Below are 23,027 nucleotides of genomic sequence, written 5' to 3' on the forward strand. Positions count from 1 at the left end.
GCCGCCCGCTCACGCGTGGTGGTGGACCCAGTCGCCGAACTCGACGAACGACGAGCTGTCGCACCCGCCGCAGGACCCCGGCGGTTCGAAGCTGTGGTCGCCGCCGGACTCGTGGATCGGCGTCCCCGCGTGGACGACCTGGCAGCGTTCGCAGACGTATCGTTTCGGTTCTTCGGCGACGTGTGCCATACGATCACTACCGCCACGGGGGCGATAGTGTTGTTGCCGGCGTCTCCCGGCCCCTCGAGCGCGGCGGCACGGGTTCGAGGACGGGTCCCAGCCGTCCGGCACGCTTTTTTGTACCCGTTCCGGAGATACGGGTATGAAAGAGGACCTGCTGGACATCGTCTGCTGCCCGCTGGACAAGCACGACCTCGAACTCGACGCGACCGAGCGCGAAGACGGCGAGATCGTCACGGGGACGTTGACCTGCACGGAGTGCGGCGAGACGTATCCGATCGAGGACGGGATCCCGAACCTGCTGCCGCCGGACATGCGCGACGAAGCGCCGGCCTGAGCGCGGTACGGCCCTGTACCTTTTTCTATCGGCCGCGCCGACTGAGGGACGTGCCAGGGGATACGCTGCCCGTCCACGTCAGCCGGGACTCGCTCCACGCGCTGGAGGTACCCGACGCCTTCGAGACGGACGGGTCGTTCGACATCGGCGTGGTCAACCACGGCGGGTCGGTCCACGTCCACATCCACCTCGACGACGACCTCTCGGAGATCGCGACCGTCGAGGCCGGCAACCACTTCGTCGACAGCGAGAGCAAACGGGCGGTCCACGTCAGCGTCCAGGGCGCGGGCGAAGCGACCGGAACGCTGAAGATCGCCTCCGCCTACGGCGCCGAGACCCGCTACGTCACCGTCCGGATCACCGAGCCCGACGAGGAGGAGTCCACCGTCGAAGTCGACGAGTCGCTCTCGCAACCCCAGCCCCGCGAACCCGACGCCGGCGGTAACGGCGCCGCGACCGCCGCGCTCGCCGCCAGCCCCCAGCTGGTCGTCCTCGCGCTCGGCGTCCTCGCGCTCGGCGTCGCCGCGGCCCTCGCCCTGCTCGTCGACGAGGTCGTCGTCGTCGCCGGCGCGCTCGCGGTGCTGGTCGGCGTCCTCGCAGCCGTCTACATCGCGCTCGCCGGGGAATAACCGTCAGAGACCGCGCGGTCCGGAACCCGTCGTGACCCGGTCGCGCGCCTACTCGCTCGCTTCCTCGTCTTCCTCGGCGTCGTCGGCCGACGGTTCGTCCGCATCCTCGACACCGTCGGTACCGCCCTCGGTGCCGTCGTCGCCCTCGTCCGGGTCGGTCGGGACGCCGGAGAGGTTCCCCTCGTCGTCGAAGCGCTTGGCGCGCAGGAATCGCGCGCGGTAGCGGTTGGCGTCGTCTTTCACGTCGGCCTCGCGGATCGCCTCGGTCCGCCCGTCGGCGACCGCGTCGACGATTTCCTCGACCTGTTCCTTCTCGCTGGGCGTGAGTTCGAACTCGTAGGTCCGGGACTGCTCGCCCTCCAGTTTCGTCCACCGGCGGGCCGCCGAGATGACGACCGAGCAGGGCTCGCGACAGGGGAACTCGCCGTCCCCGCCACTGGCGGTTTCACCGCCTCCGTCCCGGTGCGTCGACGACGCACCGCCGTCCACGTCGAGGTCGGTCTCCTCGTCGTACTGCCACTCCCGGCGTTTGAGACACTGGGAGTCGTCGCAGCAGGCCTCGGCGACCCAGTTGACGTGTTCGTAGCCCTCCCCGCGGTCCCAGGTCCTGACGACGCCGTAGATGCCGGTCTGGCGGTCGACGGTGTCCCGCCAGTGGGAGATGTCGAGGTCGCCCTCGCGCTCGCGGTACCAGTTGGCGACCGTCGCCGGGTAGACGTACTCGACGGCGGTGGCCAGGTCGGCCGGGCCCAGATCGGGGAACCGCCAGCCGGTCTGTAGCGTCGGCGCGGTCTTGAGCGGGCGATAGCGACCGCGGTCGTCGTGTTTGGTTATCTCCCGGGCGTCCAGCGGGTCGTCGTGGTCCGCCAGATCGGCGGGGTCGCTGTCGGCGTCGTCGACGTGGCGGAGGTCGTAGCGGCGGCTCCCGGTGTCGTCGACGGTCGCGGTGATCCGCAGTTGGCCCCACTCGCGGGTGACGCCAGCTTCGAGGGCGTCGTAGCGGTCGGGGACTCGCTCGTCGCCGGCGCGTTCGAGCCAGCGGAGGAAGGCCCACCGCTCGTCGGCCTGGGGCGCCTCGGCGTGCCAGAAGTACCAGTTGGTCACGTGGGCGGCGTAGTCGGCCGCGGCGTCGCTCAGGTCGTCGCCGTGGACGACCCGCTTCGACCCCTCGTCGGTGGCGAGGACGTAGCCGTCGCCCTCGGTCTCGACCGCGAACCCGTCGAACTCGATGCCGTCCGCGGCGGCCTCGGCGACCGCCTCCACCTGCGCCGGGTCCACCTGCGCGTTCATACGCGAAGCGAGGGACCGACTCGGAATAAACCCCGCCGTCTGCGGCCGCGGCCCGCCGGCGGGCCGCGGTCGCCGTCACCGTCCGCTGCCGGTACTGGTCCGACCACCGGAAAGCGTATATCGCAGTCGGACAGATCGGTCGAGCGATGCGAATTCGCCCTCCACGAGACGCTCGGCGCCCGTCACGGGACCGCGGCCGACCACCGAGGTGACCCCCATGGAGTGGGAACCAGACCGCGGACTGACGGTCCGGATGGGGCTCGCCCTGGCGCTGGTCGCCGTCCTGCCCGTCGCGTTCGTCTACGCGTTCGTCTTCGCGGCCAACACCGTCGGCGTCGAACTGCTCGCCTGGGCCACCGACGACCCCTGGAACGGCCGCTTCTACGCGAACCCGCTGGTCGTCGTCGGAGCCGTCGCCGTCGGCTTCCTCGCGCAGTTCGTCTTCGGCGACTCGGTGGCCCTGCGGTCGGTCGACGCCCGCCGCGTCGGCCGCGAGAACTACCCCGACCTGGTCGCCCGCGTCGACCGCCTCGCACAGGTCGCGGGCGCACCGACCCCGCGGGTCGCCGTCAGCCGATCCGCCGTCCCCAACGCCTTCGCCGTCGGCGCCCGCCCCTCGCGGGCGACGGTCGTCGTCACCGAGGGACTGCTCGACGCCCTCGACGACGACGAACTCGACGCCGTCCTGGCCCACGAGATCGCCCACGTCCGCAACCGCGACGTGGCCGTGATGTCCATCTCCTATTTCCTCCCGTCGCTGACCTACCTCGTCGCCATCGCCGCGTTCTACGTGCTCAAGGGCGTCTTCTACGTCGGCGGCGGCCTCGACGACGTGGACGGCGACGGCGCGAAAGGCGTCGTCGTCGCCATCGCCGTGCTGGTCGTCAGCGCGCTCGTCACGCTCGCCATCTCCGCGCTGTTCTGGCTGGCGAGTTTCCTCCTGTTCCGCGTGCTCTCGCAGTACCGCGAACACGCCGCCGACCGCGGCGCCGCCGCGATCACCGGCGACCCCGCGGCGCTCGCCTCGGCGCTGCGAGTCGTCGACGACGAGATGAGCGACGCGCCCGACCGGGACCTCCGCGAGATAGACGGCGGCCTCGAAGCCCTCTACGTCGCCCCGGTCGACACCTACCAGTTCGGAAACGACCGAGAACTGCTCTCGTCCGATATCTTCCCGGCGACCCACCCCTCGACGGAGGAGCGGATCGAACGGCTGGGGGAGCTGGCGGGTGAGCAGGCGTGACTTCGCGGCGGCGGTTTCTCCGGGGCGTCGGCGCCGCGCTCGGGGCCGGTCTCGGCGCTTCCCTGGCGGGCTGTGGCTACCGACCGGGTGGCGGCGACATCCGCTGGCGAGAGAGCGGCAACTTCGCCGGCTTCCCGACGAGCGCGCTCGACGTGACCGACGGGCTGGTCGTGACCGTCGCGGACTCGACGATGAGCTTCGATATCGACCGCGAGGAGTGGACCCGCGGCGGCCAGATCACCGCCTACTCGACCGAGGACGGCGCCGAGTTGTGGAGCGACCACCTCGGCGGCGACCTCTCCTGTCACGCTGTCGGCGACGGCGGCGCGGCGGTCGGCTTCGACGGGGCGATCGTCCGCTACGGCGCGGACGGCAGGTGGTGGCAGTTCGAGGCGGGCGACCCCCTCGTCGCGCTCGCGGTCGCCGGCGAGTGGGCGTACGGACTCACAGAGACGGGTGCGCTCGTGGCCTGCTCCGACGGCGTCGAACGGTGGCGGATCGACCTGGACGCGGAACGCGGGGGCGGTGACGACCGATTCGACCCGATACTCGCCGCCGACACCGAGGCGGTCGTCTGCTGGGTCGGCGGAACTGTCCACTGTCTCGACCCGAGCGGCCGCCGCCGCTGGCGCCAGCCCGGGATCGACGCTCACAGACTCTCGGTCGTCGACGGGCAGATCTTCGCGTCGTCGAGAGGCAGTCTGGTCGCCCTCGACGGTTCTTCGGGGGAGAGCCGCCGGATCGGCGACGGATCGATCACGGAGTTCGCCGTGACCGCGGACGCCGTCTACGGCGTCTCCGACCTCGACGTGGTCGCCTACCACCGGTCGGGCGGCCGTCGGTGGTCGACGGCCGACGACTCGGACTCCAGCCGGAACCGCCCAGCCAGCGACCCGACCGACTATCAGGGCCGGGTGGCCGCCGACTCCGAGGGCGTGTACGTCGACTCCTCGCGAGGACTCACGGCGCTCGATCCCGCCGACGGAAGCCTGCGCTGGCGCGTGGGCAACAGGTCCCTCTCGGCCGGCCCGTTCCTCGCCGACTCGGGCGTGCTCGTCGCCGCCGACGGGCAGCTGGTCTGTCACCACCGAGAGATCGGCGACTGAGCAGGCCGTGTCCCCATCGTCCCACAGTGCTCCCCGTATCACCGCCGGGGCATCCACAGTCCGTAGAGAATACAGCAGAGGCCGACGATCGTCGCCAGGTCGGCGGCCAGCGCCAGCGCGGTGCGGACGGTCGACCGCAGTCCGGGCGCGAACGTCGCGACCGCGTCGAGGGCGGCGAACCCGCCGAACAGGACGCCGGGCGTCCAGAAGGCGACGAGAAAGCCCGCGGCGACGAACAGCATCGGCAGGCTCTCGTTCCGGCGGTACCCGCGGTAGGCGACGTAGCCGACGGCGAACCCCAGGACGGCGATGACGGCGGTCGTGATCCCGGGGATCAACCCGCTGGCGTCCGCCGCGAAGTGCAGCGGCGCGCTCATCTCAGGTCCTCCACGAACTCGGTGAACCGGTCGGCCATCCGTCCGCGGCGGGAGAGCCGTATCTCGAAGCCCTCGTCGGTGAGGTCGACGACGGCGCGGTCGAGCGTCGCGCGGTACACCTTGTAGTGGTGACCGTCCTCGCCGGCGCGGGTCTGCTCGGTGACGAGGTCCTGCTCGCGCAGCGTCTCCAGGCGCCGGTAGACGGTCGGTCCGGACACCGAACAGCGCTCGGCGAGTTGCTCCACCGAGAGCGCCTCGGCGGCCGTGGCTTCGAGGATCGTCCGCGCGCAGTCGTCGCCGAGCAGCGACGCCACGGTGTCGATGTCGGTGTCCTCATCCACACGTATCCACCGTCCTCCCGGAGTGTCAAGCCAGTGGCTCGACTTCATCCAGTGAAGCCGTGGCTACCCCCTTAACTGGTTCGGCGCGGTAGGACCGAGTGTGATGGTCGCAATCGACGAAACCACCCTCGGGCTCGCGTTCGCCGTCCTCGGCGTCGTGTTCTCGATCGCGTGGCTCGCGCTCGGACTGTACGGCATCAACTCCCTGCGGGAGATCCGGTCGGCGCTCGCCGACGACGACGCGGACGGCAACGGATCCTGACCGGTCGCTACCCGCTCAGTCGTCCGCGGGTTCCGCGCTGCCCGTCTCCGCCCGCACGCGCTCGACCGCGTCGGCCACGTCGGCGCCGGCGTCGGCCGCCCGTTCGAGCACCACGTCGGCCATCAGCGGCTCGGTCCCGACCGCGCCGGAGTACCAGATCCGGTGGCCGTCGACCGCGGCGGGCGTGTCCCAGCCGTCGCGGTAGTCGTCGGTCAGCCCCATGTCCTCGGGGATGTCCTCCTGGGTGTGGTAGCCGTCGGCGACGAAGAGGGGGACGACGACGATGTCCTCGCTCTCGAAGAAGTCGGTCACGTCGTCGACCTCGGGGTCCTCGTCCATGAACAGCGCCTTCACCTCGTCGAACCGGTCCATCTCGGCGATGCGGTCGGCGTGGTACTCGATGGCCTTCGCGGAGTTCTCGTTGCGTTCGGTGCCGTGGCCGACGACGGCGAGGCCGAACCCGTCGCCCACCTCGGGGTCGCCGGTCACCGACTCCGCGCGGCGGACGATCACGTCGCTCATCGCCTCGTGGGTGCCGACCGGGCCGCAGTAGTGGACCGTCTTGTCCACGTCGGTCGGGCGGAGCGTCGCGTGGGTGGCGCTGGTGCCGTCGGAGTCCCAGGCATCGGGGTCCCACTCCTCCAGGCGCAGCTCCCGCGGGATGACGTCCTCGGTGAAATACCCCTCCGAGATGAACAGCGGGACGACGTACACCTCGTCGCTCTCGACGGTCCGGAGAACTTCGCGGAAGGAGGGTTCCTCCTTCCAGAACCCCTCGCGGACCTCGTCGAAGGCGGCGGTCGCGCGGATGGTGTCTGCGTGGTCGAACGTCGGTGCGCTCGACCCCGCGTTGAGGTGCGAGCCGTGGGCGACGATGACGAGCGCTTCCATGTCCGCAGGTACGGACGAGTCCCCCAAAGGGGTGTCGTTGGGCGTCGCCAACGTCGACAGCGCTGTCCGCCCTGACTCGGCCCCGACCGCGCTCGCCCGTGGGATTTTTCGCGGTCCGGGTGGATCCGGCGGGTATGACACTCGCCGCGGACACCCGCGAGGCCGTCCGACGCCACCCGTTCCTCTACGACGCGCTCCGGGCCGGCGTGCTCAACTACACCGCCGCAGCCCGCTTTCTCGACGTCGACGGCGAGACCGACTCGGTCGTCGCCGCGCTCCGTCGCTTCGCCGAGGACCTGCCCGACTACGAACGACCGGGCGAGTCGCCGCCGGTGAGCATGCAGAGCGGGCTCGGCGAGGGCGACCCGGCCGACGCCTTGCTGGCGGTGAGCGACCTCGCGCTCGTTCCCGACGAAGGGTCACTCACGGCGATCACCGCCGGCGGCGAGGCCGACGCCGCCGCGCTCCGGCAGGTACTCGGGCGGCTGGAGACCGCCGAGGTGGCCGTGGAGGCCGCGGCGTTCGGTGGCGGGTCGCTGGTCGTCGTCGTCGGCCGACGAGACGGTCCCGACGCCGTTCGAGCGGTCGAGGACGCGCTCGCCGCGTAGGGCCGGCCACCGCTCGCCGCCTATCCGCCAACTTGAAACGCCGGGCCGCGTAGAAGCCGGTAATGACGCTCCAGGTGACGAACACGCTCACGGGCGAGCGCGAGGAGTTCGAGCCGGTCGACGACGACGAGGTCACCCTCTATCTCTGTGGCCTGACGACCTCGGACCCGGCCCACGTCGGCCACGCCCGGACGTGGACCCACACCGACGTCGTCCACCGGTGGCTGGAGTACCTGGGCTACGACGTGCGCCACGTCGAGAACTTCACCGACGTGAACGAGAAGATCGTCGCCCGCGTCGGCGAAGTCGGCGACGACGAGGAGAGCGTCGCCCGCCACTACACCGAGTCGTTCGTCGATGACATGCGCGCGCTGAACCTCAAACGCGCCGACGTCTACCCCCGCGTCTCCGAGCATATCGACGAGATTATCGCGATGGTCGAGACGCTCGTGGAGGCGGGGTACGCCTACGAGTCCGACGGGTCGGTGTACTTCGACGTGACCGCCGACGACGACTACGGCAAGCTCTCCAACCAGGACGTCGAGGCGTCGGAGGTCCAGGGCGACGAGGCGGAACTGGCCGAGAAGCGCCACCCCGCCGACTTCGCGCTGTGGAAGGCCGGCGGCGTCGACCCCACCGACATCGCCCAGCACCGCCACGACGAGGCGGCTCCCGCCGAGGAGGCCGCCGAGCGCGCCCAGACCTGGGAGTCGCCCTGGGGCGAGGGGCGGCCGGGCTGGCACATCGAGTGCTCGGCGATGTCGACGACCCACCTCGGCGACACCTTCGACATCCACGTCGCCGGGTCGGATCTCGTCTTCCCGCACAACGAGAACGAGATCGCCCAGAGCGAGTGCGCGACGGGGGAGCGGTTCTCGAAGTACTGGCTCCACACCGGGATGGTCCAGGTCGAAGACGAGAAGATGTCTTCGAGCCTGCGGAACTTCACGACCGCCCGCGGGGCCATCGAGGAGTTCGGCGTCGACGTGCTGCGGACCTTCTTCGTCTCGACCGTCTACTCGGCCGACCCGACCTTCTCCGAGGAGACGCTGGCCGAGGCCGAGGAGCGCTGGGAACAGCTCGAACGCGGCTACGAGCGGGCGGTCGAGGCCGCCGATAGCGTCGACGCCTACGCGACGGCCGCCGACCCCGCCCTCCGCGAGGCGGTCGAGTCGGCCCGCGTCGACTTCGAAGCGGCGATGAACGACGACCTCAACACCCGCGAGGCGATGGCGGCGCTGCTGGAGTTGGCCTCGGCGGTCAACGCCCACGTCGACGAGCGCGACCGCTACGACTTCCCGGGACTCAAGCGAGCCATCGACGCCTTCGAAGCCCTGGGCGGCGACGTGTTCGGGCTCTCGTTGGGGACGGCCGAGGGCGGAGAGGTTCGGGTCGCCGAGGACCTGGCCGAACTCGTGCTCGACCTGCGCGAACGGGAACGCGAGGCCGGCAACTACGAGCGTGCGGACGAACTCCGCGACCGCCTCGACGAGGTCGGCGTCGCGGTCGAAGACGGCGACGACGGCCCGACCTACCGCTTCGAGTAGGCCCCGATTGGGGCGCGGGTCGCCGCCGTCCGGTTCCTCGTCGGCGGGTTTATTCCCCGCCGCGACAACGTCGGTCACATGCTACGATCTCGCCGTGTCGGTATCGGAGTCGCGCTCGTTGTCTTGCTGGCGACCGCCGGCTGTGTCGGCTTCCTAACGGGGGACGCACCGCTCGGGTTCGCCGCGAACGCCACCGAGCCCGACGACGCGACACTCGAGGAGACGGGGTACCGACTGGAGGCAAGCGGCTCGCCCAACAGCACGCAGAACGTCACTGTGGGGGGCCAGACCCGGCAGGTCGTCGTCTCCAGCGAGCTCCGGCGGTACAACCGCAGCGTCGCGCTGGCCGAGGGTATCGAGGGCGACTTCGCGCGGGTGACCGTCTTCACGTCGCCCGCCGCGACGGTCGCGGGAACCTCGGTCAACCCCATCGGGTCGCTCTCCGACGAGCGGCTCGTCCGTCGGTTCGTCGGCGCCTCGTCGGGCCTCTCGAGTGTCGAGTTCCAGTCGAACCGCTCGGTGGAGTTCCTCGGCGAGTCCCGGACGGTCTCTGAGTACGCCGCTACCCGGTCGATGGGCGGCGTGCGGACGAACGCGACGATCCACCTCGCGACCGTCGAACACGACGGCGACTTCGTCACCGTCGTCGCCGTCCACCCCGAAGCGGTCGAAGAGCGCTCGCGAGTCGACGCGCTTCTGGCCGGCCTCCGCCATCCGCCGGCCTGACGGGCCCGTCGACGGGCGCGCTCGGGTCGTCTCGGGCCGGGACTATCCGCCGCCGCCGGCGACACCGCTGCCGATCGCGGCGCCGCAGTCGGCGCAGCCGACCACGTAGAACCGCTTCGAGGACCGGAACAGTCCGGCCATCTTCGCGTCCATGTCGACGAACTCGACGTCCTCTTTCTCGGCGAGTTCCGCATCGCATTCAGGGCAGTGGACCATACAGCAACCCCCACCGACGGGTTCGGTAAGTGTCTTGTCCCGCCAGCGCGGCGAGGCGAGGGAGGGGCCTGGGCCGCCGGCCGGCATACGCTTTTGTCGTTCGCGGTCATCGGGGGTGGACATGAAAGCGGCACTCCCGATGGGGCTCGCGCTCACGGCGGTCGGGACCGCGGGGTACGCAGTCGGCGTCGCCGCGCCCTACCCGGGCCGGTCGATCTCCGTGACCGTCGTCATGGTCGGGGTGACGCTGGCGGCCATCGGTCGCTCGAAGTCACCGGAGGACGAGCCGTGACGACCGCGCTCGTCTACCGCGCCGACGAGGTCACCGAGTACGACGACCTCCGGGCGGCCCGCGCTGCCGACGGGACGACCTGGGTCCACGCCGCCGGCGTCGACCACGTCGAGATGGAGCGAGTCGCCGACGCGTTCGGCATCCACCCGCTGTCCGTCGAGGACGTGTGCAACGGCGTCCGCCCCAAGACCGAGGAGTACGACGACTACACGCTCGTCGTCGTCAAGCGCGCCACCCTCCGCGGCGGCGAGACGACCTTCGACGAGGAGATCAGAGACGTGCCCGTCGGCGTCTTCGTCGGCAGCGACTGGCTGGTTACGCTCTCCCCGGGCCCCGCCGACCCGGTCGACCGCGTCCGGCAGGCCGTCCGCTCGGGCGACGAGCGACTCCTCCACCGCGGGGCCGACTTCACCGCCTACCGCGTCATCGACGTGGTCGTCGACGAGTACTTCGCGCTGCTCGACGAGATCGAAGACGACATCGAGGCCGTCGAGGACGCCGTGACCACCTCGACGGACATCGAGACGCTCGAAGCCATCAACAGCGTCCGCCGCGAACTGCTCTCCTTCCGCAAGCTCGCCTGGCCCACCCGCGAGGCTGTCGGCGTCCTCGCCAGGGGCGACCCCGCTCAGGTCGACGAGGAGAGCGAGAAGTACTTCCGCGACGTGTACGACCACCTCGTCCAGCTGGTCGACCTCACCGAGACCTACCGCGACCTCGCCTCCGGGGCGCGCGACATCTACCTCAACACCCTCTCGCAGTCCACCAACGAGGTCATGAAGGTACTCACGGTCGTCGCGACCATCTTCATCCCGCTGACCTTCGTCGTCGGCATCTACGGCATGAACTTCGGGGAGAGTCCCTACAACATGCCCGAACTCGGCTGGCCCCTCGCCTACCCCGCCGTCATGGTCGGCATGTTGCTGGTGGCGCTCATCATGCTGTCGTACTTCCGCGGCCAGGATTACATCTGAGCGACGGCCTCCGAAGGGACGTTCAGCCGTGGGCTCGCCTACTCCCGAGACGCTCCGGCGTTCGGAGACAGCGACCGCGAACGCGCCGGGCCGTTCGTCGCTCACCGTTGCCCGCAGTCGACACACCCGGGACGACGCGACGCCGAAGACCGGGGAGACCCCGCTCGAAAAGTGTTTGAGTCGTCGGCAACAAGCCGGGGTATGCTCCGGTATCTGGGGTTGCTGTTGCTGGTGCCGCTGCTGGACTCGCTGTTTCTCGTCTTCGTCGCGACACAGATCGGCGCCCCGCTGACGGTCCTCCTGGTCGTCCTGACCGCCCTCCTCGGGCTGTTGCTCGTCCGCGCCGAGAGCCGCCACACCATCCGCAAGATACAGCAGAGGCTCGCTGCCGGCGAACTCCCGACCGACGAACTGCTCGACGGCGCCTTCCTGCTGGTCGCCGGTGCGCTGACGCTCACGCCCGGCCTGGTGACGGACGCGATCGGCATCCTGCTGCTCGTCCCGTTCACCCGCGCGCCGGTCCGCTGGTTCGTCCGCGAGAAGATACTCGTCCCCTACATGGACAACAAGAGCGGCGGGTTCGCCACCGGCAACGTCTACATCGGCGGCTTCCCCTTCGGCGGCGAGGGCGGCCCCAACGTCGGCGGCCAGGGTCCGAACGCCGGGGGACCGGGCCCCGCGGGACCCTCCGACGGCGACGCCTACGACCTCGACGAGGACGCCTACGACATCGACTTCGAAAAAGGCGACCGCGACGACCGCCGCGGGTTCGACTGAGCGGCGACCCCCTCGGCGGCCCCCTGTGGAACCGTACCATAGAACCGCCACACGGCGCGGCTATCGAGGCCGAAGGGTAACTGTTAAAGTCCCCCATCGGAAACGTATGAATGCGTTCAGCACGGGCCAATAGCTCAGTTAGGTTGAGCGCTCGGCTGATAACCGGGAGGTCCGCGGTTCAAATCCGCGTTGGCCCACTTCAGTTTCTCCACGCTCGTCAGCCGACGGCGAGGCGTCGATCGGGTCGTAACGGTCGGCGGTGGGTCGTCGTGTGGAACGGAGCGGACGGTCACGCGCCGGGGCCGTCGGCGGCGTAGACGATCGAGGACGACCGGTCGTGCGGTGAGCGATACACCAGCACGAGTTCGTAGTCGCGGTCGACGGGGACGTTGATCGAGTCCTCGGAGACGATCCGACTGTCTTCGCCCGAACTGCGCCCGTCGGGCCAGAACCCGGTCTCGTTGACGTGGAGCCGCACCGTCTGGCCGTCCTCGGAGAACTCGTCCTGTACGTCCAGCGAGTCCGACGACTGGACGTTCCCGTGAGCGGTGTCCGAGGCGTTGAAGCCCGACCCGCGGACGTACAGCCCCCCGGCGACGATCGGGTCGCCGCCCTGGTGGGCGATCGTCGCGTACCCCGACCCCGCGTGGTCGGGGGTCGGCGTGTACCGGTCGTCGAAGCTCGTCGTCGGTGTCTGCGGCCCGGTCTGGTTCCCGTACCCGAGGACGAGCGACGCGACGACGGCCGCGAGGATCACCGTGATCGCGACTATCAGTACGACGCCGATAACCGGCGACACCGCGTCGTCGTCCGAGAGAATCCCGTTGATGTGCATGGTTCGACCAGCACCCGCGTGCGTGCGCAGTGCTATCGGGACGGTTCTCGGATACGCGAATAAGCGTACCACGCCGTTCTCGCGCGCACTGGCCGCTCAGTAGACATTTCCCACGTTCAAGCGCGGCCTGGCGTTCCGCGACGATGGACCGGGTGATTCTCGTCGATGAGAGCCGCGGCTACGCGGTGAAAATAAAACGGAAAGGAAGTGACCGGATTAGGCGTCGGGGCCTTCGTTCTCGTTCAGCGTCGAGGACGTGTCGCCTTCCTGAGACTGGTAGACGAGGCTGACCTCGTGGTCGCTACGAACACCTGCGTAGATGTAGTCACCGGAGACGACAGCACTGTCGTCACCGGAACCAGCGATGGCAGGCCACTGAGTATTAGGTTCGCCGATGAACCGGTCGTTCCCGGAAGTTATGTCGTCGACACTGGTGACATCAGACGACCAACTTCCCAGATCGGGTTCCACGTCGTCGCCGTCAGTGGTATCCCAGTCATTGACAAACCCACTCCCGCGTACATAGAGTTCATTGTTAGCCACGGTATCGCCACCGTCGTGGCTGATCTGAAGGAATCCAGCCGGCAGCGCGGTATCTGTCGTATCGTCGACTTCCTCGTAGTCGAAGCCGATCGTCGCCGTCGGTGCGCCCTGCTGCGCCTGATTCCCGAGGCCGAGGACGAACGACGCGATAACGGCCGCGAGGATCACCGTGATCGCAACCATCAGGATGACACCGATAACCGGCGACACCGCGTCGTCGTCAGTGATGATGTTTTTCAGATCCATCGTTAGTTAGGCGTCAGGACCTTCCTGCTCGTTGAGCGTCGAGGAAGTGTCGCCCTCTTGGGACTGGTAGACGACGCTGATCTCGTAGTCGCTCTCGACACCGACATCCACGGAGTCTCCGGAGACAACTGCACTGTCATCACCGGACCCAGCCGCGGCTGGCCAGGATCCAGCGGAGGTCACGCTGGTGTCTACGGTTGCATCGTAATCCGCGTCTTCAATATTTGTCGAACCCGAACCGGAGTCCCAGTCGGATTCCGGGATGAAGCCATCGCCACGGATATACAGTTCTTCGTTCGCGATAGTGTCACCACCGTCATGGGACACTTTTAGCCACCCCGCGCTCGGCCCGTATGGCGAGCTAGGAGAATCTGCGGTCTGCTCGTAGTCAAATCCGATCGTCGCGGTCGGTGCGCCCTGCTGTGCCTGATTCCCGAGACCGAGGACGAACGACGCGATGACGGCCGCGAGGATCACCGTGATCGCGACCATCAGGATGACGCCGATAACCGGCGACACCGCGTCGTCGTCGTCGAAGAGTTGCTTGATATCCATTGTGTTCACCGCATCTCTTCTGGCGCGCTGACACGCACACCCCTGCGAGATGCTATCGAGTAGTTTCCGCTTACCCACATAAACCCGTGGTTGCGTTTCCCCTGAATCTCCCGTTCAACCGGAGGTTTCGCCGTTCAAGCGCCGGTTGAACGGCAGTAACGGAATCTGAGAATGGGCACGGGAACCGCTAAAACTGCCGACATGGGCATATACCGACCATTTCCCCGTGAAATATACGACATTTGACTCGACGCCGGGGAGTCTCCGGTTTGGACCCCGGTGGGCACGTGCCACCGTGGTCGACCCCGAACGCGCGCGGTACCGTTCGGCCGGGCGTCGATAATGTGACCATACCCGCGCGACCGTCTCCTCGCTCGCCTCCGCCGGCTCGTGTGTTAGTGGTCGACACATATTTGTAATGGAAGGCGGTATCTGGCCCCATGGCTCGAACACGTCGTGCAGTTCTGGCAATGGGTGCAGCAAGTCTCTCGGCGCTCGCAGGGTGTGGAAACGGTGGTTCCAGCGGCGGCGGCGGCGGTGGTGGCGGCGGTGGCGGCGGTGGTGGCGACGGCGGCGGTGGTGGTGGCGGTGGCGACGGTGATTCGGGACCGTTCCCGGATAACACAGACGTGAACGACATCTTCGAGGAGATCGGCGAGACGATCGAGATCCCCGTGGGGGAGTACCAGGCGTACGAACTCGCTTTCCCGGACGGCGGCGCGCTCAGCTACGAGTTCACCGTGACGAGCGGTCCCGCTATCGACGTGTTGATGGTCCGCGACGGCGAGTTCAGCTACTTCGAGCAGGGGTACCAGGTGAACTACAACTCCGCCCACACGATCCAGGAGGACACGGAAGGGTCCTCGTCGGCCGGGGTCAGCTCCGGGACCTACTTCCTCACCTTCGACAACTCCGAGAGGGGGCGTGCCCAGCCGCCGACGCCCGAGCCGACGCCGACGCCCGAGCCAACGCCCGAGCCGACGCCCGAACCGACCGATTCGATGGGTGGGAATTCGACAGCGACGGAGTCGATGGGGACCGACTCGATGAGCGGCGGGTCGGAGTCGACCGACTCGATGAGCGGCGGCGATGGAGGGACTGCCACGGTCGAACTGTCGATCACTGCCGGCCAGTAAGCGAGCGACACCGCTCGGGCGCCGGGTCCAATCTGCGCCCAGAGCCCAAATACTCAAAGCACTTCACTCCCGAGTGTAAAGCGACAACCCATGCCCACCGTCGAAGTATCACTTCCGGAAGACGTATTCACGAAGCTCGAACGCATGACCGAGGAAGAGTTCGTCAGCCGCGAGGCCGCCGTCGAGGAGTTACTCTCGATGGGACTGGACGCCTACACCCGCGACACCGGCGAGGAAGTCGCCGAAACGGACATGGCCGACGAGTTCGCCGACGACATGTGGGACACCGCCGAAGACCCGGGGATGCGCGAAGAGGACGACGACTTCTCGTTCTGAGGGCCGCGACGGCGCCGCCCGGGTTCGGTCGACACCGGCCACCGGTATCCTGCTCGGATACCGGCTGGACCCGGATGCCCTCCCGCGGATCGCCCCTCGCTCGCGGGCCGTCTTCGAAACCTTCAATTGTCCCCCTCCTCAACTTGAGAGTGTAGCAGGCAAGCGCGGGTTGGTGGTCTAGGTTGGTTATGACACCTCCTTGACATGGAGGAGGCCGGCGGTTCAAATCCGCCCCAACCCATTCTTTCGACGGCACAACTCCACGAGCGACTTCCATGTCGCTCGCCCTCGTGCCGTCTGTCGTTGGTTTCGCGGAGTTGAACCCTGGCAGTCGCGCGCAGCGAACGGAGTGAGCGAGCGCGTCTGCATCCGGTTCAAATCCGCCCCAACCCAGTTCTACTGAAGCAGGTCCGCGAGCGACGCGCCGGCCCGGGGGAGCATCACTCGAAGACGCCGTCGGGATCGCGCTCCCGCAACATCCGCAGCATCACCTCGGCGAACCGCTCACCGTCGGCGGCTTCGACCACCGCGGTATCGGCGGGTTCGCCGGTCACACCTTCGAAATCGACGCTCGTGTACCCCCGAGTGAGGCCTTCGCGCTCGTCCACCTCGACAGGGTGCGTTTCGACCCGCTCGCGGAGTTCGGGGTAGGCCAGCAGCGCCGCGGTGAGTCCGTCGGGTTGGGTGATGCCGTCGAGCCCGTCGGCTTCGCCCCGGTCGCGAACGACTTTCGTCACTTCGCCGAAGAAGTCGGCGAGGTCGGTGTCCATCGCGTCGATGTCTTCGAGTCGGTCGGGACCGAGCGCGGTGCGCAGGCACAGACCCCAGTCGACGAGGGTCACGTCGAAGGCGTCGGTCACCCGCTTGGCGGCGTCGGGGTCGGCCCAGACGTTGAACTCGGCGGCGGGTGTGACGTTCCCCCGGGACTCGACCGCCCCGCCCATCACCCACACCTCGTCGACGAGGTCTAGCATGGTTTCTTCGCGGGCGTGCGCGAGCGCGAGGTTCGTGAGCGGGCCGATACAGAGGAGGGTGATCTCGCCCGGCGACTCCCGACACCGGGCGACGATCTCCTCGGGGGCGAATCCCGCGGCGGAGTCGATGCCGGTCTCGGGGTGGAGATCGCCGCCGAGCCCGCCCTCGCCGTGGATCTCCGTGGCGTGTTCGTGGGACTTGACCAGCGGCGAGCGGGCGCCCTCGTAGACCGGCGTGTCGGCCGCGTCGACGAGCGAGAGCGTGTACTTCGCGTTCTCGACCTGGCGGTCGAAGGGGACGTTGCCGGCGACGACCGTGACGGCCTCGACGGACAGCCGGTCGGTCAGGACCGCGAGCGCCAGCGCCTGCGTGTCGTCGCCGGCCGTGTCCGTGTCCACGATGACGCGTCGCATACCCCGACATCGCGCCCCGGACGTAAGCCCCTGAGGGTTGGTGGCTGGAGTAATTCGGTGGCGACCGTACCGGAGTGGCGCGAATCGTGCACGATGAAAGCCCTCTCCCCGCTCGCTAGCAACTGATTCTCCCAGAGTGAGAATCAGGTGACGAAAGCCCTCGCCCTGCTCGCTCAGAGTTAGAACGACCGCAGGAGAGAACAAGCGATGAAAGCCCTCGCCCCGCTCGCGGTCGCTGAGCGACATACCCTCACGGCCTGCGGCCGTTCGGGTAGGGGTCACTCAGGCGACCACGTAAACGCGAGCAGGGCGGTCGGCTCCGCCGACCGCCGCAAGCCGTGGCGGCTGCGCCGCCACGCGCGCCTCGCCCGTTCAGTCCACCGGGAGAGCAAGCTCTCCCGAGCCCGCGCGAACGCTGTCGCGCGGACACCAGGGACCGCGACCAGCCCGCACAGCACCGCAGACTACCACATGCCTCCCCAACCGATTCACTCGCTCCCTCCGGTCACTCGCTCATCCCTCGCACGGCTACGTCGCGCGCACGAGAGCGCGCGACAGCGCGCGCCACCACGCCCGTTGGCAGACTGGCCGTCCACGAGTGTGGCCGGTGGCAGTAATTCTCCGAGTAGCCGTCCACGGATCGGTCGCGGGCCCGACCCGAGGGATGTATGACGGCGGGCGGTCAAGTGGGGGTCGAGAACCGATGGCAAGCGACACAGACCCGACGGTTCCGGTGGTGTGTTCGGAGTGCGAGACCGAGACGGCGGTCGCGATCGACGACGTGGCCGACGCGGTCGAGCGTCACAACGATGGGCTCCACGACGGCGAACAGGTCGCCCGCGTCGACCCGGCGCTCGCCGACCAGGTCCGCGACCTGGTCGCAGAGGACCTTGGCCTGCTCGACGACCCCGCGGACGACTGACTCTCGAACCGATACGTTCCGCGAAGTTTCCGATCCGAGCGGTTAATTCGCCGTAATTCGGCTTGATCGGGGTTGACGGAGTTCCCCTTTCTTTGGGGACCCAGGCGTTCGGTCGTGTGGACGCCTCCGGCGTCTCGGAGACCACCATGTCACGCTCACACGACCGCGCGAGGGTGCGAACGCGACCGACGAGTCCGCTGGCCGACCGGATCGAGCGACCGCCCGTCACGTCCCGGGAGGTGACGAGTCCGTGACTCCCGAGCTGGGACGGTGTCGCCACTGTGGTCGGCTGGTCCCGGCGACACCGCTCTGTCGAGCCTGTGGGTACGACGCCGACCCGGAGCGCAACCGCCGCGCCAGGTTCGTCTGGGGACTGGTCGGGGCCTCGCTGACGCTGACGGTCGGCGGCGCGCCGGTGGGGCTGCTCTGCCTCCTGAAGGCGCGTGGCCACCACCGCGCGATGACCGGGCGAGTCGTCGCCGAGGAGTCCCGACCCCCCGCGATGGTCGTCGCGGCCCGAGCGGTCCGTCGGCGGCTGAGCGGGTCGGGCGGACGCCACGGAGGTGGTGGTTGACGTGCCGATGCGCTGTCGGAACTGCGGGTCCAGCGGGCCATTGATCGGCCGGGACCGCGACTGGACCGTCCTGAACGATGCCGCCGCCCCCCGGCGGCTCTACGAGTGTCGTCACTGCGGCCACCGCCAGCGCCGTCTCGACGCCCGGATCTAACCGTCGCAGGGCGAGGCACCGGGGTGAAGTCCCCGCCCGCTCACAGCACCGTGCCGTGTTTCTTGTCCGGTCGTTCCTTCTCGACGGACTCGTAGAAGGCGAAGCGGGCCGCGAGTTGCTCGCGCAGGTCGCTCGGCGGAACGATCTCGTCGATGACGACCTCGCTGGCCATCCGGTGCACGTCGATGTCCTCGCGGTAGGCCTCCCGGAGCTCACGCTCCCGGCGCTCGCGCTCCTCGGGGTCGTCGATCTCGGATAGCTTGTTGGCGTAGACGGCGTTGATCGCCGCTTCGGGGCCCATGATGGCGATCTCGCCCGACGGGAGGCCGATGGTCGACTCGGGGTCGTAGGCGGGCCCGGACATCGCGTAGATGCCGGCGCCGTAGGCCTTCCGGACGACGACGCACTGCTTGGGCACCGTCGCGGCCGAGGTGGCGTAGATCATCTTTTTGCCCGCTTCGAGGATACCCTCCTTCTCGACGCCCGAGCCGGCCATGAAGCCCGGCGTGTCGCAGAGATACAACAGGGGAACGTCGAAGGCGTCGCACTTCCAGACGAACTCGGCGGCCTTGCGGGCGGCGTCGGGGAAGATCGCGCCCGCTCGGCGAGCGGGCTGGTTGGCGACCACGCCGACCGGCCGGCCGTCGACCCGGGCGAAGCCGGTGAGGATCTCCGGACCGTACTCCGGCTGGAGTTCGAAGAAGGAGTCCCCGTCGACGACCCGCTCGATCACCCGCTCCATGTCGTAGCCCTTGTTTGGCTCCTGCGGGACGACGCCGTCGATCCCCTCGGGCGACTTCGCCGGTGGGCGGCTCTCGGTCTTCGGTGGCTTCTCGTCGCTGTTGTCCGGGAGGTAGGATATCAGCTGGGCGACGAGGTCGCGGGCGTGGTGTTCGTCCTCGGCGACGAGATCCGCCGAGCCCGAGTGGCGAGTGTGTACGTCCGGCCCGCCCAGGTCGTCGAGGTCGATCTCCTCGCCGGTGACCATCTCGACCATCCGCGGGCTGGCGATGGCCATCGCCGACATGTCCCGGACCATGACGGTGAAGTCGGCGAAGACGGGGGTGTAGGCCGCACCGGCGATACAGGGACCGTAGAGGACGCAGATCTGCGGGACCCGCCCCGACAGCATCGAGTGGTTGTAGTAGTACTTGCCGATGCCCTCGCGGTTGGCGAAGAAGCCGGTCTGCTGGTCGATCCGCCCGCCTGACGAATCCATCAGATAGAGGACGGGTCGGCCGGTCTTCAGCGCCCGCTGTTGCATCCGGAGGAACTTCTCGACGCCGTGTTCGGCCATCGATCCCGCCTTGACGGTGAAATCGTTGGCCATGAAGTGTAGGTCCCGGCCTTCGAACTCGGCGGCGCCGGTGATGAGGCCGTCTGCGGGCAGTCGGTCGCCGTCGCCGGTCCCGTCCCCATCGCCGTCGTCCGCGTGGTCGGTCTCGGGCGAGTCGTCGTGCCACGCGTCGAAGTTGGCGAACGTCCCGTCCTCGAACCGCAACCCCGAGGGGTCGGCGGTTCGGTCGTAGTCGACACCCGCCGCCTCCCCGGGCACCGGGTCGGTGTCGCCGAACCACAACTCCAGCCGGTCGCGGACGAACAGCTTTCCCTGCTCGGCCAGGCGCTCGCGGTATTTGTCCGGGCCGCCCCGCCGGATGTCCGCGATCTCCTCGTGGAGGGCCCGCTCGCGGGCGGTCGGACCGAGGTCCTCGTCGGCCGCGCCGCCCCCCGACTCGCCGCTTCCGGAGGTGGGGCCGTCGAACTCGTTGACGACGGCCGGTTCGTCGGCGTCGCCGACGTACACCTCCACGCGCCCGTCCCCCGGGACCGTCCGTTCGAGCGCCGATGCGATCGCTTCGGCCTCCTCGACGCTCGCGTCCTGGGCGATTCGAACTCGCATGCCTCACTGGTCGCACGCGAGCGGTAAAGTATGCTCCCCCGTCAGACGGTGATTCGCCCGGTTCGGCCGATAGACCCGGTCGAGAGCAGTAATTTCCGGACACCCGGCTGAGGGGTAGAGCTTTCAAAGTTGATAGCTTCGGGCGACCGGTTAAGTAGGTGAACGGCGAAGGTCGCGCCAATGCGCCTCCGGTGGGTCTCCGTCGTGCTTCTGGTCCTCGCGTCGGTCGCGGCGCCGGCGGTCGCCGACGCGGTCGGCGAGAAACCCGCCGTCGACGTCACGGTTCGATCGACGGACGTGTCGAACGGTGACACCTACGAGTCGGGGTCGGACGTCGAGATCACGGTGAACGCGAGCGTCGGGGACGCCGCGTCCGCCGGGACGGCTCTGTCGGAGGTGGTCGTCCGGGTCAACGGCGACCTCGCGACCTCGATCCCGGTAAACGGGACGAGCGTCTCGGAGACGGTCAGGCCGGACCTGCGCGACGGGAGCAACTCGGTGCGGGTCATCGTCACCGACGACGCGGGCAGCGTCAACGCCACGTCGTTCACCGTCCGGAAGGACGCCGAGCCGCCCCACGTCTACCTGACGAGCCCGTACGAGACGGCGCCGTGGAAGCCGATCGGTGACGGGTCGGCCAACGGCACCCGCGCCACGATCGCCGGCAACATCATCGAAGAGACCTCGGTCACGGAGCTGCGGATCGTCCGGTGGTACGACGGCCACCGGACGACGGAGACCCTGCGGAACGTCGACGAGAACTTCTCCGTGGACCTCCTGTTGGGGCCGGCGGGGAACAACGGGACGCTGAACCGGATTCGGCTGACCGCCACCGACGAGTTCGGTAACTTCAGGCCGTACGAGTTCTCCGTTGAGGTGACCGACGACGCCGAGCCGGAGCTGAGTCTGCGACCGTTCCCGAACGAGACGGCCGACAACCGGATCTTCCTGGCGGGGACGGTCACCGACGACGTGAGCGTGGGCGGGGTCAACGTCACGGTCCGGGATCCTTCCGGGAACGTGACCGGAACCTACCAGGCCAGGCCGTCGTACTCCGGACCGTTCGACGACGACCGCTACTCGCTGGCGTTCAACGACTCGATCTACCCGCTGTACACCGGGACCTACGAGGTGACAGTCACGGCGACCGACACCGCCGGCAAGTCCGTCTCGGAGACGGTCACGTTCGAACGAGTCTCGCAGGCTGACGTGGCGCCGACCGTCGCCGTCGACCGGAGCCGGACCGTCGTCGTCGGCACCGAGCGGCTGTTTCTCAGCGGTGTCGCTTTCCAGGGCGTCACCGAGCGGGTCGTCGTCGAGACCCGGAACGCGACGACCGGCGGGACCGTCGACTACCAGGTCGTCCACGCCGGCAGCCTGCGCGAGCGCGTCGAGTTCGACCGCGAAGTGTCGATCGCACCCGGCCGCACGACGGTGATCGTCCGGGCGACCGACGCGAAGGGCGAGGAACACACCGAGCGCTTCGCCGTCGACGGGACGACCCGGGAGACGTTCGTCGACGAGGACGACGCGGCCGACGAGTCCCCGTGGCCGGCGGTCAGCGTTGAACCGCTTCAAGACGGCCGGCCGGGGACGGCGAGTTCGTCGGTCAGCGTCAGGCGCGCGAGCGCCGGCACGACCGTCGCCGTCCCAGCCGGGAACGCCTCGACGGTGGTCGGGACGGCGAACGTCTCGGTCGAGCGACTGCGGCTCGACGTGGCCGCCGACACGAACCTCACGGCGACGGTCGTCGCTCGCGAGCGGGCCGACGGCGCCCTCAGCGGGCCGGGCGACTCGCGGGTCGGCGCGACCGTCACCGTCCAGCACTCCGTGGCCGACGCGGCCGTCGACGGGGTGGCCTACGACCTGGTACTGCGCCGGGCGTACCTCGACGCACACGGGCTCGACCCCGCGAACCTCTCGGTCTACCGGCTCTCGGACGGGAACTGGTCGTCTGTCGAGACGGCCGCGACCGGGTCGAACGGGTCCAGCGTCCGGTACGCCGTCGACTCACCGGGGCTGTCGGTGTTCTCGCTGGCGACCGAGCCCGGCGCGGCCGACGGGGACGAAGGGGGCGGGACCGCCCCCGCGAACAACGGAACTGACGCCGGTGTGGGCAACGAAACGGTCGCGAACGGGACCGACAGCGGTGCGGACGACGCGAGCGACGACGCGGCGGACGAACCGGGGCCGGAGGTGGTCGTCACCAACCTCACGGTCAATCGGACCGCCGTGACCGTCAACGAGTCCGTCCTCGTCAACGTCTCCCTGGAGAACAGGGGCGACGCGTCGGCCACGTACACCGCCGACCTCCGAGCGATCCACGAGGGGAACACCTCGCAGGTGGCCAACCGGACGGCGGTGGTCCCGCCCGGCGAGAACCGGTCGCTCGAACTCACGGCCGACTTCGCGGAGCCCGGCAACCACACGCTGGCGGTCGACGGCACCGAAGCGGGCCCGGTCGTCGTCAGCGGTGGCGGCGGCCTGTTGTCGTTCCTCTCGGTGCTGTCCGTCCTCCCGCTCCGACTCATCGGGATCGGCCTCGGCGGCCTGCTGGGGCTCGGGCTCGTCGTGGTACTGTTGCGGTTCGTCCTCGGAAAAGTCGGCGGCGAGAGCGCGGACGGGTAAGAGAGGCGGTCCGT

Annotated in this window: 27 protein-coding genes and 2 tRNA genes; 18 read left to right on the forward strand and 11 right to left on the reverse strand. The window is 68.8% G+C overall.

The window, feature by feature from the left end; translation table 11 throughout:
* Positions 1-9: 9 nt before the first annotated feature.
* On the reverse strand, positions 10-189 hold the full coding sequence (locus C475_RS19755; RefSeq protein ID WP_006885671.1) for a hypothetical protein: 180 nt from the start codon (positions 187-189) through the stop codon (positions 10-12).
* A 133-nt stretch (positions 190-322) separates the two neighbouring features.
* Here C475_RS19755 and C475_RS19760 point away from each other — a divergent pair, with 133 nt between their 5' ends.
* Together C475_RS19760 and C475_RS19765 are read left to right on the forward strand one after the other, a co-directional pair.
* Positions 323-517: a methytransferase partner Trm112 gene (locus tag C475_RS19760; protein WP_006885672.1), complete on the forward strand. Its 195-nt coding sequence runs from the start codon at positions 323-325 to the stop codon at positions 515-517.
* A 50-nt stretch (positions 518-567) separates the two neighbouring features.
* Positions 568-1,146 (forward strand): DUF7524 family protein, encoded by a 579-nt coding sequence (locus C475_RS19765; protein ID WP_006885673.1) that lies wholly within the window; start codon positions 568-570, stop codon positions 1,144-1,146.
* Between the two features lie 48 nt (positions 1,147-1,194).
* Here C475_RS19765 and C475_RS19770 read toward each other — a convergent pair whose 3' ends face one another.
* Positions 1,195-2,436, reverse strand: coding sequence for a DR2241 family protein (locus C475_RS19770; protein ID WP_006885674.1), 1,242 nt, complete (start codon positions 2,434-2,436; stop codon positions 1,195-1,197).
* Between the two features lie 217 nt (positions 2,437-2,653).
* On the opposite strand from C475_RS19770, the gene C475_RS19775 reads away from it, so the two are divergent.
* Together C475_RS19775 and C475_RS19780 are read left to right on the forward strand one after the other, a co-directional pair.
* On the forward strand, positions 2,654-3,679 hold the full coding sequence (locus C475_RS19775; RefSeq protein WP_006885675.1) for a M48 family metalloprotease: 1,026 nt from the start codon (positions 2,654-2,656) through the stop codon (positions 3,677-3,679).
* The gene (locus C475_RS19780; RefSeq protein ID WP_006885676.1) at positions 3,676-4,785 is read left to right on the forward strand and encodes an outer membrane protein assembly factor BamB family protein; all 1,110 of its coding nucleotides are present in this window, start codon (positions 3,676-3,678) and stop codon (positions 4,783-4,785) included. Before C475_RS19775 ends, C475_RS19780 begins: the two co-directional genes overlap by 4 nt.
* A 38-nt stretch (positions 4,786-4,823) precedes the next feature.
* Here the strand turns inward: C475_RS19780 and C475_RS19785 are convergent, their stop codons facing one another.
* Both C475_RS19785 and C475_RS19790 read right to left on the reverse strand, forming a co-directional pair.
* Positions 4,824-5,162, reverse strand: a complete 339-nt coding sequence (locus tag C475_RS19785; protein WP_006885677.1) for a DUF7521 family protein — start codon at positions 5,160-5,162, stop codon at positions 4,824-4,826.
* On the reverse strand, positions 5,159-5,503 hold the full coding sequence (locus C475_RS19790; protein WP_006885678.1) for an ArsR/SmtB family transcription factor: 345 nt from the start codon (positions 5,501-5,503) through the stop codon (positions 5,159-5,161). Before C475_RS19790 ends, C475_RS19785 begins: the two co-directional genes overlap by 4 nt.
* 103 nt (positions 5,504-5,606) lie before the next feature.
* Between C475_RS19790 and C475_RS24085 the strand changes: the two genes are divergently transcribed.
* Positions 5,607-5,765, forward strand: coding sequence for a hypothetical protein (locus tag C475_RS24085; protein WP_006885679.1), 159 nt, complete (start codon positions 5,607-5,609; stop codon positions 5,763-5,765).
* A 15-nt stretch (positions 5,766-5,780) separates the two neighbouring features.
* Here the strand turns inward: C475_RS24085 and C475_RS19795 are convergent, their stop codons facing one another.
* Positions 5,781-6,656: a CbiX/SirB N-terminal domain-containing protein gene (locus tag C475_RS19795; RefSeq protein ID WP_006885680.1), complete on the reverse strand. Its 876-nt coding sequence runs from the start codon at positions 6,654-6,656 to the stop codon at positions 5,781-5,783.
* A gap of 134 nt (positions 6,657-6,790) precedes the next feature.
* Between C475_RS19795 and C475_RS19800 the strand changes: the two genes are divergently transcribed.
* From C475_RS19800 to C475_RS19810, 3 genes are all read left to right on the forward strand, one after another.
* Entirely contained in the window at positions 6,791-7,264 is a 474-nt protein-coding gene (locus tag C475_RS19800; protein ID WP_006885681.1) for a DUF7523 family protein, read from the forward strand.
* 62 nt (positions 7,265-7,326) lie between these two features.
* Entirely contained in the window at positions 7,327-8,811 is a 1,485-nt protein-coding gene (gene cysS, locus C475_RS19805; RefSeq protein WP_006885682.1) for a cysteine--tRNA ligase, read from the forward strand.
* 78 nt (positions 8,812-8,889) lie between these two features.
* Positions 8,890-9,537, forward strand: a complete 648-nt coding sequence (locus C475_RS19810; protein ID WP_049931050.1) for a DUF6517 family protein — start codon at positions 8,890-8,892, stop codon at positions 9,535-9,537.
* Between the two features lie 42 nt (positions 9,538-9,579).
* Here C475_RS19810 and C475_RS24525 read toward each other — a convergent pair whose 3' ends face one another.
* The gene (locus C475_RS24525) at positions 9,580-9,753 is read right to left on the reverse strand and encodes a hypothetical protein (protein WP_006885684.1); all 174 of its coding nucleotides are present in this window, start codon (positions 9,751-9,753) and stop codon (positions 9,580-9,582) included.
* Positions 9,754-9,874: 121 nt separating this feature from the next.
* Between C475_RS24525 and C475_RS24530 the strand changes: the two genes are divergently transcribed.
* The 4 genes from C475_RS24530 to C475_RS19825 all read left to right on the forward strand — a co-directional run bounded on the left by C475_RS24530 (position 9,875) and on the right by C475_RS19825 (position 11,993).
* Entirely contained in the window at positions 9,875-10,045 is a 171-nt protein-coding gene (locus C475_RS24530; protein ID WP_006885685.1) for a hypothetical protein, read from the forward strand.
* Positions 10,042-11,019 carry a magnesium/cobalt transporter CorA gene (corA, locus tag C475_RS19815; protein ID WP_006885686.1) on the forward strand — a complete coding sequence of 326 codons (978 nt, stop codon included), beginning with the start codon at positions 10,042-10,044 and terminating at the stop codon, positions 11,017-11,019. The genes C475_RS24530 and corA overlap by 4 nt, the downstream gene beginning before the upstream one ends.
* Before the next feature lie 201 nt (positions 11,020-11,220).
* Complete coding sequence (locus C475_RS19820) at positions 11,221-11,796, forward strand: FxsA family protein (protein ID WP_006885687.1); 576 nt, start codon at positions 11,221-11,223, stop codon at positions 11,794-11,796.
* 123 nt (positions 11,797-11,919) lie between these two features.
* A tRNA-Ile gene (locus tag C475_RS19825) sits at positions 11,920-11,993 on the forward strand.
* Positions 11,994-12,085: 92 nt separating this feature from the next.
* On the opposite strand, the gene C475_RS19830 is transcribed toward C475_RS19825, so the two are convergent.
* From C475_RS19830 to C475_RS19840, 3 genes are all read right to left on the reverse strand, one after another.
* Positions 12,086-12,631, reverse strand: a complete 546-nt coding sequence (locus tag C475_RS19830) for a type IV pilin (protein ID WP_006885688.1) — start codon at positions 12,629-12,631, stop codon at positions 12,086-12,088.
* 216 nt (positions 12,632-12,847) lie between these two features.
* Positions 12,848-13,420 (reverse strand): type IV pilin, encoded by a 573-nt coding sequence (locus C475_RS19835; protein ID WP_006885689.1) that lies wholly within the window; start codon positions 13,418-13,420, stop codon positions 12,848-12,850.
* A 6-nt stretch (positions 13,421-13,426) separates the two neighbouring features.
* A complete protein-coding gene (locus C475_RS19840; protein WP_006885690.1) occupies positions 13,427-13,975 on the reverse strand; it encodes a type IV pilin in 549 nt (182 codons plus the stop codon).
* A 470-nt stretch (positions 13,976-14,445) separates the two neighbouring features.
* Here C475_RS19840 and C475_RS25205 point away from each other — a divergent pair, with 470 nt between their 5' ends.
* The 3 genes from C475_RS25205 to C475_RS19855 all read left to right on the forward strand — a co-directional run bounded on the left by C475_RS25205 (position 14,446) and on the right by C475_RS19855 (position 15,688).
* Positions 14,446-15,111 carry a hypothetical protein gene (locus C475_RS25205; RefSeq protein ID WP_193366326.1) on the forward strand — a complete coding sequence of 222 codons (666 nt, stop codon included), beginning with the start codon at positions 14,446-14,448 and terminating at the stop codon, positions 15,109-15,111.
* Between the two features lie 90 nt (positions 15,112-15,201).
* Positions 15,202-15,447 carry a DUF7120 family protein gene (locus tag C475_RS19850; RefSeq protein WP_006885692.1) on the forward strand — a complete coding sequence of 82 codons (246 nt, stop codon included), beginning with the start codon at positions 15,202-15,204 and terminating at the stop codon, positions 15,445-15,447.
* Positions 15,448-15,613: 166 nt separating this feature from the next.
* A tRNA-Val gene (locus C475_RS19855) sits at positions 15,614-15,688 on the forward strand.
* A 199-nt stretch (positions 15,689-15,887) separates the two neighbouring features.
* Here C475_RS19855 and C475_RS19860 read toward each other — a convergent pair.
* Positions 15,888-16,835, reverse strand: a complete 948-nt coding sequence (locus C475_RS19860) for a nucleoside hydrolase (RefSeq protein WP_006885693.1) — start codon at positions 16,833-16,835, stop codon at positions 15,888-15,890.
* 703 nt (positions 16,836-17,538) lie between these two features.
* Between C475_RS19860 and C475_RS19865 the strand changes: the two genes are divergently transcribed.
* Entirely contained in the window at positions 17,539-17,757 is a 219-nt protein-coding gene (locus C475_RS19865) for a hypothetical protein (protein ID WP_006885694.1), read from the forward strand.
* A 250-nt stretch (positions 17,758-18,007) separates the two neighbouring features.
* Positions 18,008-18,331, forward strand: coding sequence for a hypothetical protein (locus tag C475_RS19870; RefSeq protein ID WP_006885695.1), 324 nt, complete (start codon positions 18,008-18,010; stop codon positions 18,329-18,331).
* Between the two features lie 194 nt (positions 18,332-18,525).
* On the opposite strand, the gene C475_RS19875 is transcribed toward C475_RS19870, so the two are convergent.
* Complete coding sequence (locus tag C475_RS19875) at positions 18,526-20,385, reverse strand: acyl-CoA carboxylase subunit beta (RefSeq protein ID WP_006885696.1); 1,860 nt, start codon at positions 20,383-20,385, stop codon at positions 18,526-18,528.
* A gap of 180 nt (positions 20,386-20,565) precedes the next feature.
* Here C475_RS19875 and C475_RS19880 point away from each other — a divergent pair, with 180 nt between their 5' ends.
* Positions 20,566-23,013, forward strand: a complete 2,448-nt coding sequence (locus C475_RS19880; RefSeq protein ID WP_006885697.1) for a hypothetical protein — start codon at positions 20,566-20,568, stop codon at positions 23,011-23,013.
* The last annotated feature ends 14 nt before the right edge of the window (positions 23,014-23,027 follow it).

It is taken from the genome of Halosimplex carlsbadense 2-9-1, assembly GCF_000337455.1.
GTDB classification, from domain to species: Archaea; Halobacteriota; Halobacteria; order Halobacteriales; family Haloarculaceae; genus Halosimplex; species Halosimplex carlsbadense.

Excerpts from the sequence above, each read along its gene's own strand:
- C475_RS19770 (WP_006885674.1), bottom strand. The coding sequence starts at position 2,436 with ATGAACGCGCAGGTGGACCCGGCGCAGGTGGAGGCGGTCGCCGAGGCC.
- C475_RS19860 (WP_006885693.1), bottom strand. The coding sequence starts at position 16,835 with ATGCGACGCGTCATCGTGGACACGGACACGGCCGGCGACGACACGCAG.
- C475_RS24525 (WP_006885684.1), bottom strand. The coding sequence starts at position 9,753 with ATGGTCCACTGCCCTGAATGCGATGCGGAACTCGCCGAGAAAGAGGAC.
- C475_RS19875 (WP_006885696.1), bottom strand. The coding sequence starts at position 20,385 with ATGCGAGTTCGAATCGCCCAGGACGCGAGCGTCGAGGAGGCCGAAGCG.
- C475_RS25205 (WP_193366326.1), top strand. The coding sequence starts at position 14,446 with ATGGGTGCAGCAAGTCTCTCGGCGCTCGCAGGGTGTGGAAACGGTGGT.
- C475_RS19775 (WP_006885675.1), top strand. The coding sequence starts at position 2,654 with ATGGAGTGGGAACCAGACCGCGGACTGACGGTCCGGATGGGGCTCGCC.
- C475_RS19850 (WP_006885692.1), top strand. The coding sequence starts at position 15,202 with ATGCCCACCGTCGAAGTATCACTTCCGGAAGACGTATTCACGAAGCTC.
- C475_RS24530 (WP_006885685.1), top strand. The coding sequence starts at position 9,875 with ATGAAAGCGGCACTCCCGATGGGGCTCGCGCTCACGGCGGTCGGGACC.
- C475_RS19880 (WP_006885697.1), top strand. The coding sequence starts at position 20,566 with ATGCGCCTCCGGTGGGTCTCCGTCGTGCTTCTGGTCCTCGCGTCGGTC.
- cysS (WP_006885682.1), top strand. The coding sequence starts at position 7,327 with ATGACGCTCCAGGTGACGAACACGCTCACGGGCGAGCGCGAGGAGTTC.
- C475_RS19835 (WP_006885689.1), bottom strand. The coding sequence starts at position 13,420 with ATGGATCTGAAAAACATCATCACTGACGACGACGCGGTGTCGCCGGTT.
- C475_RS19865 (WP_006885694.1), top strand. The coding sequence starts at position 17,539 with ATGGCAAGCGACACAGACCCGACGGTTCCGGTGGTGTGTTCGGAGTGC.
- C475_RS19795 (WP_006885680.1), bottom strand. The coding sequence starts at position 6,656 with ATGGAAGCGCTCGTCATCGTCGCCCACGGCTCGCACCTCAACGCGGGG.
- C475_RS19830 (WP_006885688.1), bottom strand. The coding sequence starts at position 12,631 with ATGCACATCAACGGGATTCTCTCGGACGACGACGCGGTGTCGCCGGTT.
- C475_RS19800 (WP_006885681.1), top strand. The coding sequence starts at position 6,791 with ATGACACTCGCCGCGGACACCCGCGAGGCCGTCCGACGCCACCCGTTC.
- C475_RS19810 (WP_049931050.1), top strand. The coding sequence starts at position 8,890 with ATGCTACGATCTCGCCGTGTCGGTATCGGAGTCGCGCTCGTTGTCTTG.
- C475_RS19785 (WP_006885677.1), bottom strand. The coding sequence starts at position 5,162 with ATGAGCGCGCCGCTGCACTTCGCGGCGGACGCCAGCGGGTTGATCCCC.
- C475_RS19820 (WP_006885687.1), top strand. The coding sequence starts at position 11,221 with ATGCTCCGGTATCTGGGGTTGCTGTTGCTGGTGCCGCTGCTGGACTCG.
- C475_RS19755 (WP_006885671.1), bottom strand. The coding sequence starts at position 189 with ATGGCACACGTCGCCGAAGAACCGAAACGATACGTCTGCGAACGCTGC.
- C475_RS19840 (WP_006885690.1), bottom strand. The coding sequence starts at position 13,975 with ATGGATATCAAGCAACTCTTCGACGACGACGACGCGGTGTCGCCGGTT.
- C475_RS24085 (WP_006885679.1), top strand. The coding sequence starts at position 5,607 with ATGGTCGCAATCGACGAAACCACCCTCGGGCTCGCGTTCGCCGTCCTC.
- C475_RS19760 (WP_006885672.1), top strand. The coding sequence starts at position 323 with ATGAAAGAGGACCTGCTGGACATCGTCTGCTGCCCGCTGGACAAGCAC.